At 70.2% G+C, this 17,684-nt stretch carries 16 protein-coding genes; 10 read left to right on the forward strand and 6 right to left on the reverse strand.

Features of this window, described 5'->3' with window-relative positions; genetic code table 11:
• Window positions 1-199 precede the first annotated feature (199 nt).
• Window positions 200-523, forward strand: coding sequence for a superantigen-like protein SSL4 (locus Q392_RS28880; protein WP_038217016.1), 324 nt, complete (start codon window positions 200-202; stop codon window positions 521-523).
• Window positions 523-1,734 carry an OmpA family protein gene (locus tag Q392_RS28885; protein ID WP_051954052.1) on the forward strand — a complete coding sequence of 404 codons (1,212 nt, stop codon included), beginning with the start codon at window positions 523-525 and terminating at the stop codon, window positions 1,732-1,734. Before Q392_RS28880 ends, Q392_RS28885 begins: the two co-directional genes overlap by 1 nt.
• 73 nt (window positions 1,735-1,807) lie before the next feature.
• Here the strand turns inward: Q392_RS28885 and Q392_RS28890 are convergent, their stop codons facing one another.
• The 5 genes from Q392_RS28890 to Q392_RS28910 form a co-directional block, all read right to left on the reverse strand.
• The gene (locus tag Q392_RS28890) at window positions 1,808-1,999 is read right to left on the reverse strand and encodes a hypothetical protein (RefSeq protein WP_038217019.1); all 192 of its coding nucleotides are present in this window, start codon (window positions 1,997-1,999) and stop codon (window positions 1,808-1,810) included.
• A 139-nt stretch (window positions 2,000-2,138) separates the two neighbouring features.
• On the reverse strand, window positions 2,139-3,353 hold the full coding sequence (locus Q392_RS28895) for a branched-chain amino acid ABC transporter substrate-binding protein (protein ID WP_038217021.1): 1,215 nt from the start codon (window positions 3,351-3,353) through the stop codon (window positions 2,139-2,141).
• A gap of 123 nt (window positions 3,354-3,476) precedes the next feature.
• Window positions 3,477-3,899: a hypothetical protein gene (locus Q392_RS28900; protein ID WP_038217022.1), complete on the reverse strand. Its 423-nt coding sequence runs from the start codon at window positions 3,897-3,899 to the stop codon at window positions 3,477-3,479.
• A gap of 11 nt (window positions 3,900-3,910) precedes the next feature.
• Window positions 3,911-4,348 (reverse strand): DNA polymerase III subunit chi, encoded by a 438-nt coding sequence (locus tag Q392_RS28905; protein WP_038217024.1) that lies wholly within the window; start codon window positions 4,346-4,348, stop codon window positions 3,911-3,913.
• Window positions 4,345-5,844: a leucyl aminopeptidase gene (locus tag Q392_RS28910; protein ID WP_038217031.1), complete on the reverse strand. Its 1,500-nt coding sequence runs from the start codon at window positions 5,842-5,844 to the stop codon at window positions 4,345-4,347. Before Q392_RS28910 ends, Q392_RS28905 begins: the two co-directional genes overlap by 4 nt.
• A gap of 22 nt (window positions 5,845-5,866) precedes the next feature.
• Here Q392_RS28910 and lptF point away from each other — a divergent pair, with 22 nt between their 5' ends.
• From lptF to Q392_RS32495, 6 genes are all read left to right on the forward strand, one after another.
• On the forward strand, window positions 5,867-6,961 hold the full coding sequence (gene lptF, locus Q392_RS28915) for an LPS export ABC transporter permease LptF (protein ID WP_038217033.1): 1,095 nt from the start codon (window positions 5,867-5,869) through the stop codon (window positions 6,959-6,961).
• Window positions 6,958-8,064 carry an LPS export ABC transporter permease LptG gene (gene lptG, locus Q392_RS28920; RefSeq protein ID WP_038217035.1) on the forward strand — a complete coding sequence of 369 codons (1,107 nt, stop codon included), beginning with the start codon at window positions 6,958-6,960 and terminating at the stop codon, window positions 8,062-8,064. Before lptF ends, lptG begins: the two co-directional genes overlap by 4 nt.
• Window positions 8,064-8,456: a sirohydrochlorin chelatase gene (locus Q392_RS28925; RefSeq protein WP_038217037.1), complete on the forward strand. Its 393-nt coding sequence runs from the start codon at window positions 8,064-8,066 to the stop codon at window positions 8,454-8,456. The genes lptG and Q392_RS28925 overlap by 1 nt, the downstream gene beginning before the upstream one ends.
• Window positions 8,457-8,499: 43 nt before the next feature.
• Complete coding sequence (locus tag Q392_RS28930) at window positions 8,500-9,441, forward strand: CysB family HTH-type transcriptional regulator (protein WP_038217039.1); 942 nt, start codon at window positions 8,500-8,502, stop codon at window positions 9,439-9,441.
• Window positions 9,442-9,461: 20 nt separating this feature from the next.
• Window positions 9,462-10,622, forward strand: a complete 1,161-nt coding sequence (locus tag Q392_RS28935) for a pyridoxal phosphate-dependent aminotransferase (RefSeq protein ID WP_038217041.1) — start codon at window positions 9,462-9,464, stop codon at window positions 10,620-10,622.
• 102 nt (window positions 10,623-10,724) lie between these two features.
• Entirely contained in the window at window positions 10,725-10,883 is a 159-nt protein-coding gene (locus Q392_RS32495) for a DUF3309 family protein (protein WP_211260336.1), read from the forward strand.
• A 129-nt stretch (window positions 10,884-11,012) separates the two neighbouring features.
• Here Q392_RS32495 and hrpA read toward each other — a convergent pair whose 3' ends face one another.
• Window positions 11,013-15,023 carry an ATP-dependent RNA helicase HrpA gene (gene hrpA / locus Q392_RS28940; protein ID WP_038217043.1) on the reverse strand — a complete coding sequence of 1,337 codons (4,011 nt, stop codon included), beginning with the start codon at window positions 15,021-15,023 and terminating at the stop codon, window positions 11,013-11,015.
• 390 nt (window positions 15,024-15,413) lie between these two features.
• Here hrpA and Q392_RS28945 point away from each other — a divergent pair, with 390 nt between their 5' ends.
• Together Q392_RS28945 and Q392_RS28950 are read left to right on the forward strand one after the other, a co-directional pair.
• Entirely contained in the window at window positions 15,414-15,659 is a 246-nt protein-coding gene (locus Q392_RS28945) for a hypothetical protein (protein ID WP_038217054.1), read from the forward strand.
• 9 nt (window positions 15,660-15,668) lie between these two features.
• On the forward strand, window positions 15,669-17,663 hold the full coding sequence (locus Q392_RS28950; RefSeq protein ID WP_084217468.1) for an AAA family ATPase: 1,995 nt from the start codon (window positions 15,669-15,671) through the stop codon (window positions 17,661-17,663).
• Window positions 17,664-17,684: the final 21 nt, after the last annotated feature.

Here is a 17,684-nt window from a genome sequence, read left to right on the forward strand (position 1 = left end):
CATCCGGTGATGTGACCCGCCCTGACTATGCCTTTCGGCCGAGTCAGCCGTTTGGCGGGCTCGGTTGGCCACCGGTTCAATCTACAGTTGTTGACATTTGTCCGATCCGGTCGATGTCCGCCTTCAACTGCCAGCTTTCCTGCGCCTTCCGCCCTGCCGCCTTTCCAGGCCGGCTGGGCGGTGCCGGGCGCTTCCGGGGATGAAGCAGGCCCTCGTCGGGGTGCTCGGCGGTGCGGTGATGTTCGTGGCCGTGATGGCGCAAGCGGAAGAAGCGGCGCCCTGCCCGACGCCGTGCCTCGCCCTTCCGCCCGCGAAGGTCGAGACGCCGCCCGACAAGGCGCCGAAGCAGCCGCCCCCTGCGGCGAAGGCACGGCAGGCGCCCTCGCCGCGCAGCGCGCCCTCGCCCACGCCGGCTGCGGCACGGCCGCCGCTGTCCCGCCGCTGCGCCGACATCATGATGCGCGCCCAGGTGGGCGAGCCGGTTTCCGATCGCGACATGGCCTACCTGAGGAACGATTGCTGATGAATGCCCCCATTGCCGTGCGCCGCCTGAACGGCTGGCTGCCCCGAATCGCCGCGCTTCTGGTCCTCGCCTGCGGCCTGGCCGCCTGCGCGAACCGCCCTTCGGGGAACACGGCCGCAGTGCCCTTCGAGCAGGCCGTTCAGCAGGCGGTGGACGACCTGATGGTGCAGACGCAGAAGCTGCCCGCCTTCCTTGCCAAGGTCGAGTCCAGACTGAAGCCCAACCGCATCGTCATCGATCCGCTGCTGGACGGCGCCAGCGGCCAGCAGACCGAGGTGACGCGCGCCATCGAGCAGCGCGTGGTGCAGCGCATGCAGGAGCGCTTCAGCCAGTTCACGGTGGCGCCGTTCGCAGGCGACGAGGTGGAGAAGGCCCAGTACGTGCTCAACGGCACGCTGTCGCGCCACAAGGACGGCGGCCCCTACCGGCTCGCCCTGGCGCTGACGGACCTCAAGAGCGGCACCGTCATCGCCCAGGCGGCCGCGCGCATCAGCGACGACAAGCTGGACACGCGCCCCACGGCCTTCTACCGCGACAGCCCGGTCAACCCCAAGGACCGTGCCACCGAAGGCTACATCCGCACCAGCGAGACACCCGCCGGGCAGCCCGCGGATGCGCTGTACCTGGAGCGGCTGTCCACCTCGGCCGTGCTGCAGGAGGCCATCGCCGCCTACGAGGAAGGCCGCTGGCAGGATGCGCTGGCGCGCTACGAGTCGGCCGCACGCCGCCGGGACGGGCAGCAGTTGCGCGTCTACAGCGGCCTGTATCTCACGCAGATGCAACTGGGCCGCGCCGCCGACGCCGAGGCCAGCTTCGGCAAGCTGGCGCGGCTGGGGCTGGAGACCAACAACCTCAGCGTCAAGTTCCTGTTCCGGCCCGGCTCCACAGACTTTCTGGGCGACCCCAAGATCAGCGGCGTCTATCCCATGTGGCTGCGCCAGATCGCCCGCCAGGCGACGCAGACCGAGTCCTGCGTGGTCGTGACCGGCCACACCAGCCGCACCGGCTCCGAAGAGGTGAACGAGCGCCTGTCGCTGCAGCGGGCGCAGGCCGTGAAGGCGCGCCTGGCGGCCGAGACGCCGGCCCTGTCGAGAAAGCTGCGCGAGGCGGGCAAGGGCTTCCACGAGAACATCGTGGGCACCGGCACCGACGACGCCAGCGATGCGCTGGACCGGCGCGTGGAGTTCAAGGTTGTGCCCTGTGAGGCGTGACCTTCCCGCGCGAGTCCCATGAATGACAAAGCCCCGCTTGGCGGGGCTTTTTGTCGTGGATGCGTCGCTTCGGTCAGATCAGCGTGTGCACCGCATCGTCCTCGGCCAGTTCGCGCGGCACGCCCGTCAGGCGGGGCGCGGCACAAGACACGGCCACCGTCAGCAGCACCAGGGCCAGGCACCCGAACAGCACCTCGATGCCGAACAGGCTCACCAGCGCGATCGACAACACCGGGCCGGCCAGGAGTGCGAGGGTTCTGATCATGGTGGCAGAGATGCAAACAAATGGATACAGGTAGCTTAGGGCCTGCCATCCTGGCCGGCAATCCATCCAAAGTACTCATGCCAAGAAAAAGGGGCCCCGAGGGCCCCTTTTTTCACGCTTTTGCAACAACCGCAGAGGATCAGCGGACCACGGCGATCTGCGTGCGCTGGCCGCCCTTGTAGGTGTACAGCGTCAGGGCGCCGTTCTTGATGTCGCCCTTCTCGTCGAAGGTGATCGGGCCGGTCACGCCCTTGTAGTTGGTCTTGCCGACTTCCGGCAGGTACTTCTCGGGGTCGGCCGAGCCGGCACGCACCATGGAATCGGCCAGCACCTGCACCGCGTCGTAGACGTACGGCGCATAGATCTGCACGTCGACGCCGTTCTTGGCCTTGAAGTCGGCCTTGAACTTCTCCAGCGGCTCCTTGAACTCGCCGTCCACACCGCCGGCCTCGGCGCAGTAGACCATCTCCTCGCCGACCGCGTCGCCGGCCAGCTTGGCCAACTCGCCCGTGCACAGGCCGTCGCCACCCATGAACTTGACGTTCAGGCCCAGTTGCTTGACCTGCTTGAGCATGGGGCCGCCCACCGCGTCCATCCCGCCGAAGAACAGGATGTCGGGCTTGGCGCCCTTGAGCTTGGTCAGGATGGCGTTGAAGTCGGTCGACTTGTCGGTGGTGAACTCGTGGCCCACGATGGTGGCGCCGGCAGCCTTGGCGGCCTTCTCGAACTCCTCGGCGACGCCCTGGCCGTAGGCCGTGCGGTCGTCGATCACGGCGATGTTCTTGCCCTTGAGCGTCTCGACGGCGTAACGGCCGAGGGTGCCGCCCAGCTGGGTGTCGTCAGCCACGACGCGGAAGGTCGTCTTGAAGCCCTGGCGGGTGTACTTCGGGTTGGTCGCCGAAGGCGAGATCTGCGGGACGCCGGCGTCGCTGTAGATCTTGGAGGCCGGGATGGTGGTGCCGGAGTTCAGGTGGCCGACCACGCCGTTCACCTTCTCGTCCATCAGCTTCTGCGCGACGGCCGTGCCCTGCTTCGGGTCGGCAGCGTCGTCCTCGGCCACCAGTTCGAACTTGGCGACCTTGTCGCCGATCTTGACCTGCTTGGCGTTGAGGTCGTCGATCGCCATCTTGGCGCCGAGTTCGTTGTCCTTGCCCAGGTGGGCGATGGGGCCGCTGGTCGGGCCGACGTGACCGATCTTCACCACCAGCGTTTCGCCGGCGGGCGGAGGCGCGGCCGGGGCAGGCGCTGCTGCAGTGGGTGCGGCGGCCGGAGCGGGCGCAGCCGCCTCTTCCTTCTTGCCGCAAGCCACGACAGAGAGTGCAGCCAGGGCGACCGCAGTCCATTTCAATTGCATGGGAACCTCCAGGTATGAGGAATAGGTGTTGATGAATCGGTCGTTCGACCCGGGCCTTCGCTCAGCACATTCCGCGCCAGCCCGGCGGTGGACCCGCGGCGCAGTTTAGCCCAGCGCAGAGCGTCAAGAACGCGTCTGGGACTCGGTGTTTCCCGGAAGTTCGCGGGCCAGCGCCTCGATCACCAGCGCCCGCAAAACGGCCTCGATCTCGCCGCGAAGCTGCGGCACCATGGCGTCGAGCTGGCGCTGCACCGCCGCCGAGACGACCTCGGTCAGCCGCTCCTCCAGCGACAGGTCGATCCGCTGCAGCACGCGGTGCAGGAGTTCCTCTTCGAGCCGGAAGGCATCGGCATCGTCCAGCGCGACCATCGACGCCGGCGCGGCTGCCGGCGCGGCGGTTTCAACGGGAGCGGATGCCGGTTCGGCCGGGGGCGGCGGCGGCGCTTCCTGCTGCACCGCGGGCGGCGCATCGTCCGGCCGCTGCGGGTCCACCACGGCCGTCAGCGTGGGCACGAAGCGCGGGGGAACGCGGGCCGGGCCGTCCATCGATGGATGTCTCAGCGACGGGCGCCGACGTCGTGGCGCGTGATGGCGTAGCCGCGGTCGGCATAGTGGCGCCAGCGCAGGCGGCCGGCGCGGCGCTCGTCCTCGTCCTCGCCGACCAGGTCGATCAGGCGTTCGAAGCGCTCGAAGCCGTCGGGCAGCTCCACGCCGAGGTTCACGATGATTTCGCGGTGCGGCGGCGAGGCCGCGTGCCGCGCCGGCCACATGACGACGGGCGTGCGGGCCAGCATCCACCCGGGCACGTCGTGGCGGCAGTGCGGCACGAATTCGGTGGGCGCGATGCCCCAGAGCGCCGCATCCAGCGCATCGAGCTGCGCCGCGTCGCCGACCACCACCACGCGCGCACCCGCCGCCACCGCCGCCTTGCGCAGCAGCCGGCAGGCATGGTGCAGCTTGTCCGCCGCGTTGTAGTGGACGTCGATCTCGGTCATGCGGCAGCGCCGCGGCTGCGGCGCGAAGCCTTGCGCGCGGCCGGCGCCGCGCCCTCGGCGCGGTCCAGCAGGTAGCGCAGCAGCAGCCCGACGGGACGCCCCGTCGCGCCCTTGGCCGCCCCGCTCTTCCAGGCGGTGCCGGCGATGTCCAGGTGCGCCCAGGGCGCTTCGCCGGCGAAGCGCTGCAGGAACTTGGCGGCGGTGATGGCGCCGCCGGCGCGGCCGGCGACGTTCGCGACGTCGGCGAAGGAGGTCTTCAGGCCCTCGGCGTACTCGTCGTCCAGCGGCATGCGCCAGCAGCGGTCCTGCGCGGCCTCGCCGGCGGCGGCCAGGGCGCCGGCCAGGCCGTCGTCGGTGGCGAACAGGCCGCTGCGCACGCCGCCCAGCGCGATCACGCAGGCGCCGGTGAGCGTGGCGATGTCGACCACGGCGGCCGGATCGAAGCGGGCCGCATAGGCCAGCGCATCGCACAGGATGAGGCGGCCTTCGGCATCGGTGTTGAGCACCTCGATGGTCTGGCCGCTCATGCTGGTGACGACGTCGCCGGGCTTGAGCGCGCGGCCGTCGTTCATGTTCTCGCAGGTGGGGATGAGGCCGACGACGTTGACGGCGGGCTGCAGCTCGCCCAGCGCGCGGAACACGCCCAGCACCGAGGCGGCGCCGCACATGTCGAACTTCATCTCGTCCATCTCGGCGGCGGGCTTGAGCGAGACGCCGCCGGTGTCGAAGGTGATGCCCTTGCCCACCAGCACCTGCGGCGCGTCGGCCTTGCCCGCGCCCTGGTAGCGCAGCACGATGAAGCGCAGCGGCTCAGCCGAGCCCTGCGCCACGGCCATGAAGGCGCCCATCTTCAGCGCGGCGACCTCCTTCGGGCCCAGCACCTCGCACTTGATGCGCGGCGCCTTGGCCAGCGAGCGCGCGGCCTCGGCCAGCATCGTCGGCGTGCAGTGGTTGCCGGGCCGGTTGCCCCATTCCTTGGCGAATTCCACGCCGCGCACCGCGGCCACCGCCTCGGCCAGCGCGGCCTTGCAGGCGCTCGCCTGCGGCACGCCCACGACCACCTGCCGCAGCGCGCGCGGCTCCGCCTTCGACTTGGTGTGGGTGTAGACGTAGCTCGCATCCGCCAGCGCGACGACCGCGGCCTGCAGCGCCGCCGGCACCACCCCGCCGGACCACACCAGCACCACGCGCTTGGGGTTGGCCGCCCTGATCTGCTGCCAGGCGGCCAGCACCGCGCTGCGCGCGGCCGTGGCGGCGGGTCCGTCACCCAGGCTCGACAGCACCACGCGCGCCGCGGCGATGCCCTGCGGGCGATAGAGCATCAGGCACTTGCCGGCCTTGTCGGGCAGGTCGCCGGCCTTGCGCGCCGCGCCGATCAGGCCGCCGAGCGCGCCCGGGGCCTGCTCCCCATCGCCTGGCGACACCAGCACGATCAGCGCATCCGCCTTTTCGGACGCCGCCTGGGCCAGGCCGAGGGTCTTGAGTTGAAAGTCCATAATCTTCGTTTTTCCCTCGACGATGTTATTCCATTCCTCATTACGCAAGGAGCTGTCGCGCAGCTTCGGCGCGACCTTGGTGGTGCTGGTCACGATCGTCATGACGATCATCCTGATCCGCACGCTGGGCCTGGCCTCCAAGGGCAGCGTGAACCCGTCCGAGGTGTTCCTGATCATGGCCTACACCGTGGTCGGCTACATGCCCACGATCCTCAGCCTGGCCCTGTTCATCGCCATCGTCGGCACGCTCTCGCGCATGTACCGCGACAGCGAGATGGTGATCTGGCTGTCCAGCGGGCGCGGGCTGGCCGACTTCGTCGCGCCGCTGTTCCAGTTCGCCTGGCCGGTGCTGCTGCTGATCGCCGCGCTGGCCTTCGTCGGCTGGCCCTGGGCCAACCTGCAGACGCAGGGCATGCGCGACCAGTACGAGCGGCGCGGCGACATCGATCGCGTCACGCCCGGGCAGTTCCAGGAGTCCTCCGGGCGCAACCGGGTGTTCTTCGTCGACAAGGACACGGCCGACGGCACGACCGCCTCCAACGTGTTCATCTCCTCCATCGAGCGCGGCCTGCAGATCGTCACCACCGCCCGCAGCGGCCGGGTGGAGGACATCGACAAGGGCCGCTACCTCGTGCTCAGGGACGGCCAGCGCCTGGAGCGCCGCCTGGACAACACCGGGCTGAAGGTCAGCGAGTTCGCCAGCTACGGCGCCAAGGTGGGCAGCGACGCGCCCACCTCCGCCGACCAGACGCCCCCGCGGGCGCGCTCCACGCTGGCGCTGCTGGCCGAGCCGACCGACCCGAACCGCGGCGAGCTGGGCTGGCGCATCGGCATGGTGCTGGCCGCGGTCAACTTCGTGCTGCTCGCGCTGGTGGTCTCGGGCGTCAATCCGCGCGTGGGGCGCAGCGGCAACCTGGTGTTCGCGCTGTTCGCCTTCGTCGTCTACTACAACCTGCTGAACCTGGGCAACAGCTGGATCAGCAGCGGCCGCCACGGCCTGGGCACCTTCCTGACGGTGCTGCACGGCGGCGCGCTGCTGCTGACGCTGCTGTGGCTGGCCAAGCGGCACAACAACTGGGGCCGCCGCGCCCGCTCCACCCGCCTGCCCCTGCGATGAAGACCATCCGCCGCCTGATCTACGTCGAGGTGCTGCGCGCCGTGGCCTTCGTGAGCCTGGGCTTCCTGTGCCTGTTCTTCTTCTTCGACTTCGTCGACGAGTTGCAGGCCATCTCCAGGCAGCGCGTGTTCGGCTACGGCGTGCCGCAGGCGCTGCTGTACGTATCGCTGCTGGTGCCCAGCCACCTGTACGAGCTGCTGCCCATCACGGTGCTGATCGGCACCATCTTCGTGATGGCGCGCTTCGCGCAGAGTTCCGAGTACACCATCCTGCGCACCAGCGGGCTGGGGCCCTGGCGCGCGCTGCGCACGCTGCTGATGCTGGGCCTGGGCTTCGTGCTGCTCACTTTCGCCGTCGGCGATTACCTGGCGCCGGCCTCGGACCGGGCGGCGCAGTTGCTCAAGACGCGCTACCAGGGCGCCTGGGCCATGACGGGCAACACCGGCGCCTGGCTGCGCGAGAAGCAGGGCGAGATGAGCTATGCCGTCAACGTGGCCTCGATGGAGCGCGACGGCACGCTCAAGAACGTGCGCATCTTCGCCTTCGACGGGCGCGGCTTCGTCGCCTCGCAGACCACCTCGCTGCTCGCGCGCATCGGCGACGGCCGCTGGACGCTCTACGGCGTGGAGCAGGAGACCTACGACACGGCCGACGCCAACCAGGCGCACGTCGAGCGCAGCACGCAGCCCGAGCTGCAGTGGCCCAGCACGCTGACCAACGACATGGTCTCGGTCGCCCTGCTGCGCCCCGACCGCATGAGCACCATCGACCTGTTCGAGTACACGCGCCACCTCGACGCGAACGGGCAGACCACCCAGCGCTACGCGATCGAGTTCTGGCGCAAGGTGTTCTATCCGCTGTCCTGCCTGGTGATGGTGGTGCTGGCCCTGCCCTTCGCCTACCTGCACTTCCGCCAGAGCGGCATCACCAGCTACGTGTTCGGCGGGGTGATGATCGGCATCAGCTTTTTCCTGCTGAACAACGTGTTCGGCTACATCGGCAACCTGCGCGAGTGGTGGCCCTGGCTCACGGCGGCGGCGCCGGGAATGATCTATTCGGTGCTCTCGCTGGGCGCCTTCGGCTGGCTGGTGCTGAGGCGGTGATGGACGGCCGGCGGGGCATCGTGCTGTTCGCGCACGGCTCGCGCGATGCGCGCTGGCGCGAGCCGGTGGAGGCGGTGGCGCGGCGCGCGGCCGAGCTGGACCCGGCCGCCGTGGTGCGCTGCGCCTACCTGGAACTGGCCGCGCCCGACCTGCCCCAGGCGGCCGCCGAGCTGGCCGCCGCCGGCGTGCGCACGGTGCGCGTGGTGCCGCTGTTCCTCGGCATCGGCCGGCACCTGCGCGAAGACCTGCCCCGCCTGATGGACGAACTGCGCAGCGCCTGGCCCGGCATCGCGTTCACCCTGGCTCCGGCCGTGGGCGAATCTCCCGCCCTCGTCGACCTGATGGCCCGGCTGGCGCTGCAGGAAAACCACAGCGGCCCGCCCACTCCTTAGACACAGAAGGCATAATGATTTCCGTGGTAATTCTGAAATCAATATGAACCTTCATCAGTTCAAGTTCGTCCAGGAGGCCGTCCGGCGCAACCTGAACCTCACCGAGGCGGCCAAGGCGCTGCACACCTCGCAGCCCGGCGTGTCCAAGGCCATCATCGAGCTGGAGGAGGAACTGGGCGTCGAGATCTTCGCGCGCCACGGCAAGCGCCTCAAGCGCATCACCGAGCCCGGCCAGCACGTGGTCGCCAGCATCGAGCTGATCATGCGCGAGATCGGCAACCTGCGCCGCATCGGCGAGCAGTTCAGCGCCCAGGACAGCGGCACCCTGTCCATCGCCACCACCCACACGCAGGCGCGCTACGTGCTGCCGGTGCCGGTGGTCAAGCTGCGCGAGGCCTACCCCAAGGTCAACGTGAGCCTGCACCAGGGCTCGCCCGACCAGGTGGCGCGCATGGTGATCGACGAGATCGCCGAGATCGGCATCGCCACCGAGTCGCTGGACGCGTACCCCGAGCTCGTCACCCTGCCCTGCTACGAGTGGCAGCACGTGCTGGTGCTGCCCAAGGGCCACCGGCTGGCCGACAAGGAGCGCGTCACGCTGGAGGACCTGGCGGCCGAGCCGATCATCACCTACCACCCCTCCTTCACCGGCCGCACGCGCATCGACCACGCCTTCGCGCAGAAGAAGCTCGCGCCGCGCATCGCGCTGGAGGCGATCGACTCCGACGTGATCAAGACCTACGTGCGGCTGGGTCTGGGCGTGGGCATCGTGGCCGAGATGGCGGTGCAGGGCGAGGCCGACAGCGACCTGGTGGTGCGCCCGATGGGCCAGGTGATCGGCCAGAACGTGGCGCGCGTGGCCTTCAAGCGCGGCGCCTACCTGCGCAACTTCGTCTTCAGGTTCGCCGAACTGCTGTCGGACCGCCTGGACCGCAACCTGATCGCCAAGGCCCTGTCCGGCCACCGCGACGACTACGATCTTTGACCACCCCCGTTTCTCGCGAAATGACCACCCCGCGCACGCCTGAGCCCGGCACCCGGCTGCCCTCCGTCGGCACCACCATCTTCACCGTCATGTCGGCCCTGGCGGCCGAAAAGAACGCCGTCAACCTCGGCCAGGGCTTCCCGGACTTCGGCTGCGACCCGAAGCTGACGCAGGCCGTCACGGACGCCATGGCCGCAGGCCACAACCAGTACCCGCCGATGCCCGGCGTGCCGGCGCTGCGCGAGGCCATCGCGGCCAAGATTGAGGCGCTGTACGGCCGCCGCTACGACCCGGCCACCGAGATCACCGTCACCGCCGGCGCCACGCAGGCCATCATCACCACCGTCCTGGCGCTGGTGCGGCCGGGCGACGAGGTGATCGTGCTGGAGCCCTGCTACGACAGCTACGTGCCCAACATCGAGCTGGCCGGCGCCGCCGTGGTGCGCGTGCCGCTCACGCCCGGCAGCTTCCGTCCCGACTTCGACCGCATCGCCGCCGCGCTGACGCCACGCACGCGGATGATCCTGATCAACACGCCGCACAACCCCAGCGCCACCGTGTGGACGGAGGGCGAGATGCGCCGGCTGGAGGAACTGCTGGCCCCGACCGACGTGTTCGTCATCAGCGACGAGGTCTACGAGCACATGGTCTACGACGGCGCCCGGCACGAGAGCGTGGCGCGCTTCCCGGGCCTGGCCGCGCGCAGCGTGATCGTCAGCAGTTTCGGAAAGACCTACCACGTCACCGGCTGGAAGGTCGGCTACGTGGCCGCGCCCGCGCCGCTGACGGCGGAGTTCCGCAAGGTGCACCAGTTCAACGTGTTCACCGTCAACACGCCGATGCAGCACGCCCTGGCCGCCTACATGGCCGACCCGGCGCCCTACCTGGAACTGCCCGCCTTCTACAGCGCCAAGCGCGACCTCTTCGCCGAGGGCCTTGCGAGGACGCGGCTCAAGCTGCTGCCCAGCCAGGGCAGCTACTTCCAGTGCGTGGACATCTCGGCCGTGAGCGATCTGCACGAGGCCGAGTTCTGCCAGTGGCTGACCGCCGAGATCGGCGTGGCGGCGATCCCGCTGTCGGCCTTCTACGGCGACGGCTTCGACCAGCGCGTGGTGCGCTTCTGCTACGCCAAGAAGGACGAGACGCTGCGCGCCGCGCTGGAGCGGCTGGCCCGTCTCTGACAAGCGCGCTGGCCCGCGCCTGACGCCGGGCCACGCCGCCCGCCGCCTCCCGGCAGCCGGCCGGCGGAGGAGCATGGGTTCCTTCGCAACTGCCGGAGACCTCTGATGCTTTCGACCATTCTCCTGATCGTGCTGATACTGCTGCTGGTCGGCGCGCTGCCGAACTGGGGCTACAGCCGTGGCTGGGGTTGGGGCCCGAGTGGCGGCCTGGGCCTGGTGGTCATCATCGTGATCATCCTGCTGCTGACCGGGCGCATATAGCAGCGCCTCCCACCCGCCGACCGAGCCCGCCGCGCGCGGGCTTTTTCATCGCCGGGCCGTCCCAGGATGAAAAGCACCCCCTCGGGGGGCAGCGGACCGCGCGAAGCGGGGGAGCGTGGGGGCCATTTTTCATGTCTGAAGCTGCGCCCAGGCCTTGTCCAGCCGCTTGGCCGACACCGGCTGCGGCGTGCGCAGCTCCTGCGCGAAGAAGCTCACCCGCAGTTCCTCCAGCAGCCAGCGGAACTCCAGCATGCGCTCGTCCGTGGCGCCCTTGCGCTCGGCCACCAGGCGCCAGTAGCGCTGTTCCTGCGGCTTCAGCTCGGCCAGCTTCTGCGCGTCGCGCGCCGGGTCTGCTCGCAGCTTGTCCATGCGCAGCACGATGGCCTTGAGGTAGCGGGCGAAGTGCTGCAACTGCGGCCAGGGCGTGTCGGCGACGAAGCGCCTGCCGACCAGGCGGTTCAGTTGCTCGGTGGCGTCCTTCACCGCCTCGGGCGCGTTCTTGGTGTCCTTGAGCTTGCGCGCGGCGACCGCGTACTCGGCCAGCACGGTGGCGGCGAGCCGCGCCACCTCGTTGGCGATCAGCGTCAGGCGCCCTCGCCCTTCGTCGATGCGCCGCTTGAAGGCTGCCTCGTCCGCGGGCAGCGGGTCGGCCAGGAAGGCGCGGTCCAGCGCCACGTCGATGATCTGCGCCCGCAGCTCCTCCAGCGTGCCCAGCGGCATGTAGGCCACGGCCATCTTCTGCAGGTCGGGGATGTTCTTTTCAAGGTACTTGAGCGCGTCCCTGAGCTGCAGCGCCACCAGCCGGCGCAGGCCGGCGCGGTGCTTCGCGGCGGCCACCTCCGGCTCGTCGAACACCTCGATCGTCACCGCATCGCCGGCGTCGATCAGCGCCGGGAAGCCGATCAGCGACTGCGAACCGCGGCGCACCTCCATCAGTTCCGGCAGTTCGCCGAAGGCCCAGGACGTGTAGCGCTGCGTCGCGCTGGCGGCCGGCGCCGCCTTGGCCGCGGGGGCCGCCGCGGCCTGCCGGGCCGGTGCGGGTGCCGCAGGCGCATCCGCCTGCGCCTCCTTGCGCAGCGACAGCCCCGCCAGCGCCTGGAAGGCGCCGCGCGCCTGCCGCCCCCATTCGCCCTTCAGCGCGCCCAGGTTGCGGCCCATGCCGAGCTGGCGGCCGTCTTCATGGACCACCCGCAGGTTCATGAACAGGTGGGCGGGCAGCATGTCGAGCTTGAAGTCGGCGCGCTTCACGTCGAGGCTGGTCGCCTCGCGCACCTGCCTGAGCAGCGCATCGGTCAACGAACCGTGGCCGAAGACCTCCGGCGCGCCCAGCACCTCGGCCAGCCGCGCCGCCGACTCGGGCAGCGGCACGAAGCGCGAGCGCGGCTTCTGCGGCAGGCTCTTCAGCAGCGCCTGGATCTTGTCCTTGAGCATGCCCGGCACCAGCCACTCGCAGCGCTCCTCGCTGACCTGGTTGAGCACGAAGAGGGGCACCGTCACCGTGATGCCGTCCTTCGGGTCGCCCGGCGCGTGCAGGTAGCCGGCCGCGCAGTCCACGCCCCCCAGCTTCACCGTCGGCGGGAAGGCCTGCGTGGTGATGCCGGCGGCCTGGTGGCGCATCAGCTCGTCCCTGGAGAGGAACAGCAGGCGTGGATTCGCCTTCGACGCCTCGCGGTACCAGTGCTCGAAGGCCTGTCCCCCCGCCACGTCGGCGGGCACGTGCGCGTCGTAGAAGGCGTAGATCAGCGCGTCGTCCACCAGCACGTCCTGCCGGCGCGACTTGTGTTCCAGCCCCTCGACCTCACGGATCAGCCGGCGGTTGGCGGCCAGGAAGGGCAGGCGCGTCTCCCATTCGCCGTCCACCAGCGCCTCGCGCAGGAAGATCTCGCGCGCGCCGGCCGGGTCGGCCTTGGCGAAGTCCACCCGCCGGCCGCTGTAGACCACCAGCCCGTAGAGCGTGGCGCGCTCGAAGGCGGCGACGCGCGCCTCCTTCTTCTCCCAGTGCGGGTCGAGCAGCTGCTTCTTCAGCAGGTGCGAGGCCACCTCCTCGATCCACTGCGGCTCGATGGTGGCGATGCCGCGGCCGAACAGGCGGGTGGTCTCCACCAGCTCGGCGGCGACGATCCAGCGGCCGGGCCGCTTGCGCAGGTGCGCGCCGGGGTGGCGGTGGAACTTGATGCCGCGGGCGCCCAGGTAGGCGTCCTCATCCTCCATCTTCCAGCCCACGTTGCCCAGCAGGCCGGCCAGCATCGACTTGTGGAGGGCCTCGTAGCTCGCCGGGGCGGCGTTCAGCTTCCACTTGTGCTCCGTCACCACCGTGAGCAGTTGCGAATGGATGTCGCGCCACTCGCGCACGCGGCGCACGTTGACGAAGTTCTGGCGCAGCAGTTGCTCGTACTGGCGGTTGCTGAGCTTGTGCGTGGGATGCGCCTGCGCCGCGGCGGGCGCCGGCGCTGCGACGGTGCGCTGCGTGATGGGCAGCACCGCCGCGCTCGCCTTCTTCGGGCCCTGCGCCGTCGCCTGCATCTCGCGCGTGGTACGCGCCACGGGCATGCCGCCGCGCGCGTCGTTGATCCACTTCCACAGCGTCAGGTAGCCGCTGAACTCACTCTTCTCGTCGTCGAACTTGGCATGCGCCTGGTCGGCCTGCTGTTGCGCCTCCAGCGGGCGGTCGCGCACGTCCTGCACCGACAGGGCCGCGGCGACGACCAGCACCTCCTGCAGGGCGCCGCGCTCGCGCGCCTCCAGGATCATGCGACCCACGCGCGGGTCCAGCGGCAGCTTCGCCAGCTCGCGGCCGATGGGCGTCAGCTCGTTGTCTTCATGAACCGCGCCCAGCTCGCCCAGCAGCTGGTAGCCGTCGGCAATGGCGCGGCCCGAGGGCGCCTCCAGGAAGGGAAAGCGCGCCACGTCGCCCAGGTGCAGCGACTTCATCCGCAGGATCACGCCGGCCAGCGAGGAGCGCAGGATCTCGGGGTCGGTGAAGCGCGGGCGGCCGGCGAAGTCCTTCTCGTCGTACAGGCGGATGCAGATGCCGTTGGCCACCCGGCCGCAGCGGCCGGCGCGCTGGTTGGCCGCGGCCTGGCTGACCGGCTCGACCAGCAACTGCTCCACCTTGCTGCGGAAGGCGTAGCGCTTCACGCGCGCCGTGCCGGTGTCGATCACATAGCGGATGCCCGGCACGGTGAGCGAGGTCTCGGCCACGTTGGTCGCCAGCACGATGCGCCGGCCGGTGTGGCCGTCGAACACGCGGTCCTGCTCGGCCTGCGACAGCCGGGCGAACAGCGGCAGCACATCGGCGCTGCGCAGCACAGGATGGTGCGACAGGTGCTTGCGCAGGTGGTCGGCCGCCTCGCGGATCTCGCGCTCGCCGGGCAGGAAGACCAGGATGTCGCCGGCGGCGTTGCCCGCCCACAGTTCGTCCACGCCGTCGGCGATGGCGTCGTTCAGGTCGAACTCCTTCGATTCCTCGAAGGGCCTGTAGCGCATCTCCACCGGATAGGTCCGGCCCGACACATAGATCACCGGCGCCCTGCCCTTCGCAGAGGCGAAATGCTCCGCGAAGCGGTCCGCGTCGATGGTGGCCGAGGTCACGATCACCTTCAGGTCCGGCCGGCGCGGCAGGATCTCCTTCAGGTAGCCCAGCAGGAAGTCGATGTTCAGCGAGCGCTCGTGCGCCTCGTCGATGATCAGCGTGTCGTAGGCCTTGAGCAGCGGGTCGGTCTGCGTTTCGGCCAGCAGGATGCCGTCGGTCATCAGCTTGACCGAGGCGTCGCGCGAGAGGCGGTCCTGGAAGCGCACCTTGTAGCCCACCACCTCGCCCAGCGGCGTGTGCAGCTCCTCGGCGATGCGCTTGGCGACCGAGCTGGCCGCGATGCGACGCGGCTGCGTGTGGCCGATCAGCCGGCCCCTGCCGGGCGCGGCGTTCAGCTTGCCCCGCCCCATCGCCAGCGCGATCTTCGGCAACTGCGTGGTCTTGCCCGAGCCTGTCTCGCCGCACACGATGACGACCTGGTGCGCCGCGATGGCGGCCATGATCTCCTCGCGCTTGCCGGAAACCGGCAGCGATTCGGGGAACTCGATGCGCAAGGAAGGACGGGCGGCCGGCGCGTTCGCGGCCGTGGGGGACTCGGGCTGGGACATGAAGCCCCCGATTATCCGAAGCGTGCGTTGCCGATGCACAACGCGATGCGCCAAACACCCGCTTCGTGCTTGCATGGCATGCGCAGCCTCCCAATAATCGCGCCCTTCGCTCTTTCCGCCGACGCAACGAGCAACCTTGCGCCGGCTCCCCAATCCAGGAGCACCTTCTTCATGTCGTACTTGTTCAACACCTTCCTCTGAACACGGTTCCCCGCCCCGGCTGACCGTGCTCGCACCACGTCAGCCCAGGCGCCGCGAAGCCCTGGCCTGCTCAGCCGGGGCTTTTTGCTTTCAGGGCCACGCCGGGCCGCCCCAAATGATCCTGTCCCCCTCGGGGGGCGGGACGGGCACAGCCCGGTCCTGGGGGCGCACATTTCAGGAACCGCACGCATGAGTGCAAAGAAGCGATCCCGCGCCTTCACCGAAGGCCGGGTCAAGGCCTTGCGCCGCATGAAGCAGCCGATGGTGCTGCACATCGAGAAGACCGCCGCGCCGCCGCGCAACCCGGTCGCACGCGCCCTGGCGGGCACGCGCGCCTCGGGCGCCGGGCGCCATGTCCGCAGCCAGGGCGCGCAGCGGCGCGCCGACCGCGTGGCGCTGCTGCGCCTGGCCGCGGCCCGGCACGACAACGACTAGAAGAAGAACATGAACGACCCGACTTCCAACGCCCTGCCCGATGCGCAGGCCCTGCGCGCCCAGCTCGCCGAGCGCAGCGCGCACCTCCAGGCCGCGGCCGCCACGCTCAAGCAGGAGCTGTTCGGCATCGACGCGGTGATCGACCGCGTGATCGAGTCCGTGCGCGCCTGGTACGTGCTGCCGAAGATCGTCACGCGGCCCGTCATCGTCTGCCTGTGGGGCCTCACCGGCACCGGCAAGACGCAGCTCGTGCGCCGGCTCGCGCAACTGCTGGGCTTCCAGGACCGCTTCGTCGAGGTGCAGATGGACGGCTTCAGCCATGGCGCCAGCGGCCGCGGCCCGGCCACGATCTCGGGCCTGCTGGCGCAGGGCGGCATGGCCGAGGGCGCGCCCGGCGTGCTGGTGCTCGACGAGTTCCAGCGCTACCGCACCGTGGACGAGCAGCGCAAGGACGCGCGCGTCGAGCGCTACCAGGACGTCTGGGCGCTGCTCTCCGACGGCCGCCTGCCGCTGCCGCTGTCGCTGCTGGGCGAGATCGAGACCGCCATCGCCGGCGCCCTGTACGACGCCGACCGGGAGGCCGCCGGGAACGACGGCGACGGCGATGCGCCGGCGCGGCGGCGCCGCTTCAGCCTCTCGACCTGGGAAGCCGAGGAGCTGCGCCGCAACCTCAAGCTCGACGCGCCGCTGACCGAGGTGATGGCCTGGACGCCCGGGCAGATGCTCGATCGCCTGCGCGCCTTCCAGGAATCGCGCACGCAATGGGAGACCGACTACAGCCGGCTGCTGGTCTTCGTCTGCGGCAACCTGGACGAGATGTACGAGGAGATGGCCACCCGCGTGGAGGACTGCGACACCGACGCCGACATCTTCCACGCGCTCACGCGCGGCCTGTCGGTCATCGACGTGAAGAAGGCCCTGGCCGAGCGCTTCAAGCCGGAGCAGATCGCGCGGCTGGGCAACGACCACGTGATCTACCCCTCGCTCTCGCGCGCGGCCTACGAGCAGTTGATCCGCCACACCTGCGAACGCTACGTCGAGGAGACGCGCGCCAGCGCCGGCGTGGGCTTCGTGCTGGACGCGTCCGTCCACGCGCAGCTCTACGCCGACGGCGTCTTCCCGGCGCAGGGCACGCGGCCGCTGTTCTCGTCGATCCATGCGATCCTGAGCGCCACGCTGGTCCAGGCGGCCCTGTGGGCGCTGGAGCATGGCGCCGCGCCCGGCGACACCGTGCATCTGTCGATGGCCGGCGGCCGGCTGCGCGCACGCTTCGAGGCGCACGAGCGGCACTTCGACGCGCCGCTGGACCTCAGCCGCGCCCGCCGGCGCACCAGCGAGGACTTCCGCTGCCTGCTGGCGATGCACGAAGCCGGCCACGGCCTGGCCTACGCGCTGCTCTTCGGCCATGCCCCGCTGGAGGTGCGCATCAACGTCGCCTCCTTCGAGGGCGGCTACAACAGCTATGCGCCGCGCAAGGCATGGTCGCGCCGCAACCTGCTGGACTCCATCTGCGTGAGCCTGGCCGGCCGCGCGGCCGAGCGCCTCGTCTTCGGCGATGCGCACGCGACCAGTGGCGCCGAGGGCGACCTGCGCAAGGCCACCGCCACCGCAGCGCGCATGGTGCGGCACCTGGGCTTCGGCCCCCGGCTGTCGCACACCGACGTGGCCGACGGCGCGGGCGAGAACGTCAACACCTCCCTGGCGCCGACCAACGCCGCCATCGAGGCTCTGCTGCGCGAACAGCAGAGCCGCGCCGACGGCCTGATCGCCGCCCACACGGTCGAACTGCTGACGCTGGTGGACGAACTGCTGCGCTGCGGCAGCATCGCGCCCGCGCGCTTTGTCGAACTGCTGAAGCTGCGCGCCGCGGCGGCCCCGTCGCCGGGCGAGCCGATCGACGCCTATGCGATGCGCCTGGCGGCCTTCCGCGCCGCAGCCGCGCCGAGGCGGCGGGCGCCCGGCAGAAGGCCGTCGCGGTCGTCCGGCTGCGCGGAAGCCCTCTGAAGGCGCCGGGATCGCCGCCTG

Origin of the sequence: Xenophilus azovorans DSM 13620, from assembly GCF_000745855.1 — a bacterium.
Taxonomy (GTDB): domain Bacteria; phylum Pseudomonadota; class Gammaproteobacteria; order Burkholderiales; family Burkholderiaceae_C; genus Xenophilus; species Xenophilus azovorans.

Coding starts and splice junctions, on each gene's coding strand:
- Q392_RS28945 (WP_038217054.1), top strand. CDS start 15,414: ATGAGTGCAAAGAAGCGATCCCGCGCCTTCACCGAAGGCCGGGTCAAG.
- Q392_RS28885 (WP_051954052.1), top strand. CDS start 523: ATGAATGCCCCCATTGCCGTGCGCCGCCTGAACGGCTGGCTGCCCCGA.
- Q392_RS28910 (WP_038217031.1), bottom strand. CDS start 5,844: ATGGACTTTCAACTCAAGACCCTCGGCCTGGCCCAGGCGGCGTCCGAA.
- Q392_RS28930 (WP_038217039.1), top strand. CDS start 8,500: ATGAACCTTCATCAGTTCAAGTTCGTCCAGGAGGCCGTCCGGCGCAAC.
- Q392_RS28950 (WP_084217468.1), top strand. CDS start 15,669: ATGAACGACCCGACTTCCAACGCCCTGCCCGATGCGCAGGCCCTGCGC.
- Q392_RS28900 (WP_038217022.1), bottom strand. CDS start 3,899: ATGGACGGCCCGGCCCGCGTTCCCCCGCGCTTCGTGCCCACGCTGACG.
- Q392_RS28935 (WP_038217041.1), top strand. CDS start 9,462: ATGACCACCCCGCGCACGCCTGAGCCCGGCACCCGGCTGCCCTCCGTC.
- lptF (WP_038217033.1), top strand. CDS start 5,867: ATGTTATTCCATTCCTCATTACGCAAGGAGCTGTCGCGCAGCTTCGGC.
- Q392_RS28925 (WP_038217037.1), top strand. CDS start 8,064: ATGGACGGCCGGCGGGGCATCGTGCTGTTCGCGCACGGCTCGCGCGAT.
- Q392_RS28895 (WP_038217021.1), bottom strand. CDS start 3,353: ATGCAATTGAAATGGACTGCGGTCGCCCTGGCTGCACTCTCTGTCGTG.
- hrpA (WP_038217043.1), bottom strand. CDS start 15,023: ATGTCCCAGCCCGAGTCCCCCACGGCCGCGAACGCGCCGGCCGCCCGT.
- Q392_RS28880 (WP_038217016.1), top strand. CDS start 200: ATGAAGCAGGCCCTCGTCGGGGTGCTCGGCGGTGCGGTGATGTTCGTG.
- Q392_RS28905 (WP_038217024.1), bottom strand. CDS start 4,348: ATGACCGAGATCGACGTCCACTACAACGCGGCGGACAAGCTGCACCAT.
- Q392_RS28890 (WP_038217019.1), bottom strand. CDS start 1,999: ATGATCAGAACCCTCGCACTCCTGGCCGGCCCGGTGTTGTCGATCGCG.
- lptG (WP_038217035.1), top strand. CDS start 6,958: ATGAAGACCATCCGCCGCCTGATCTACGTCGAGGTGCTGCGCGCCGTG.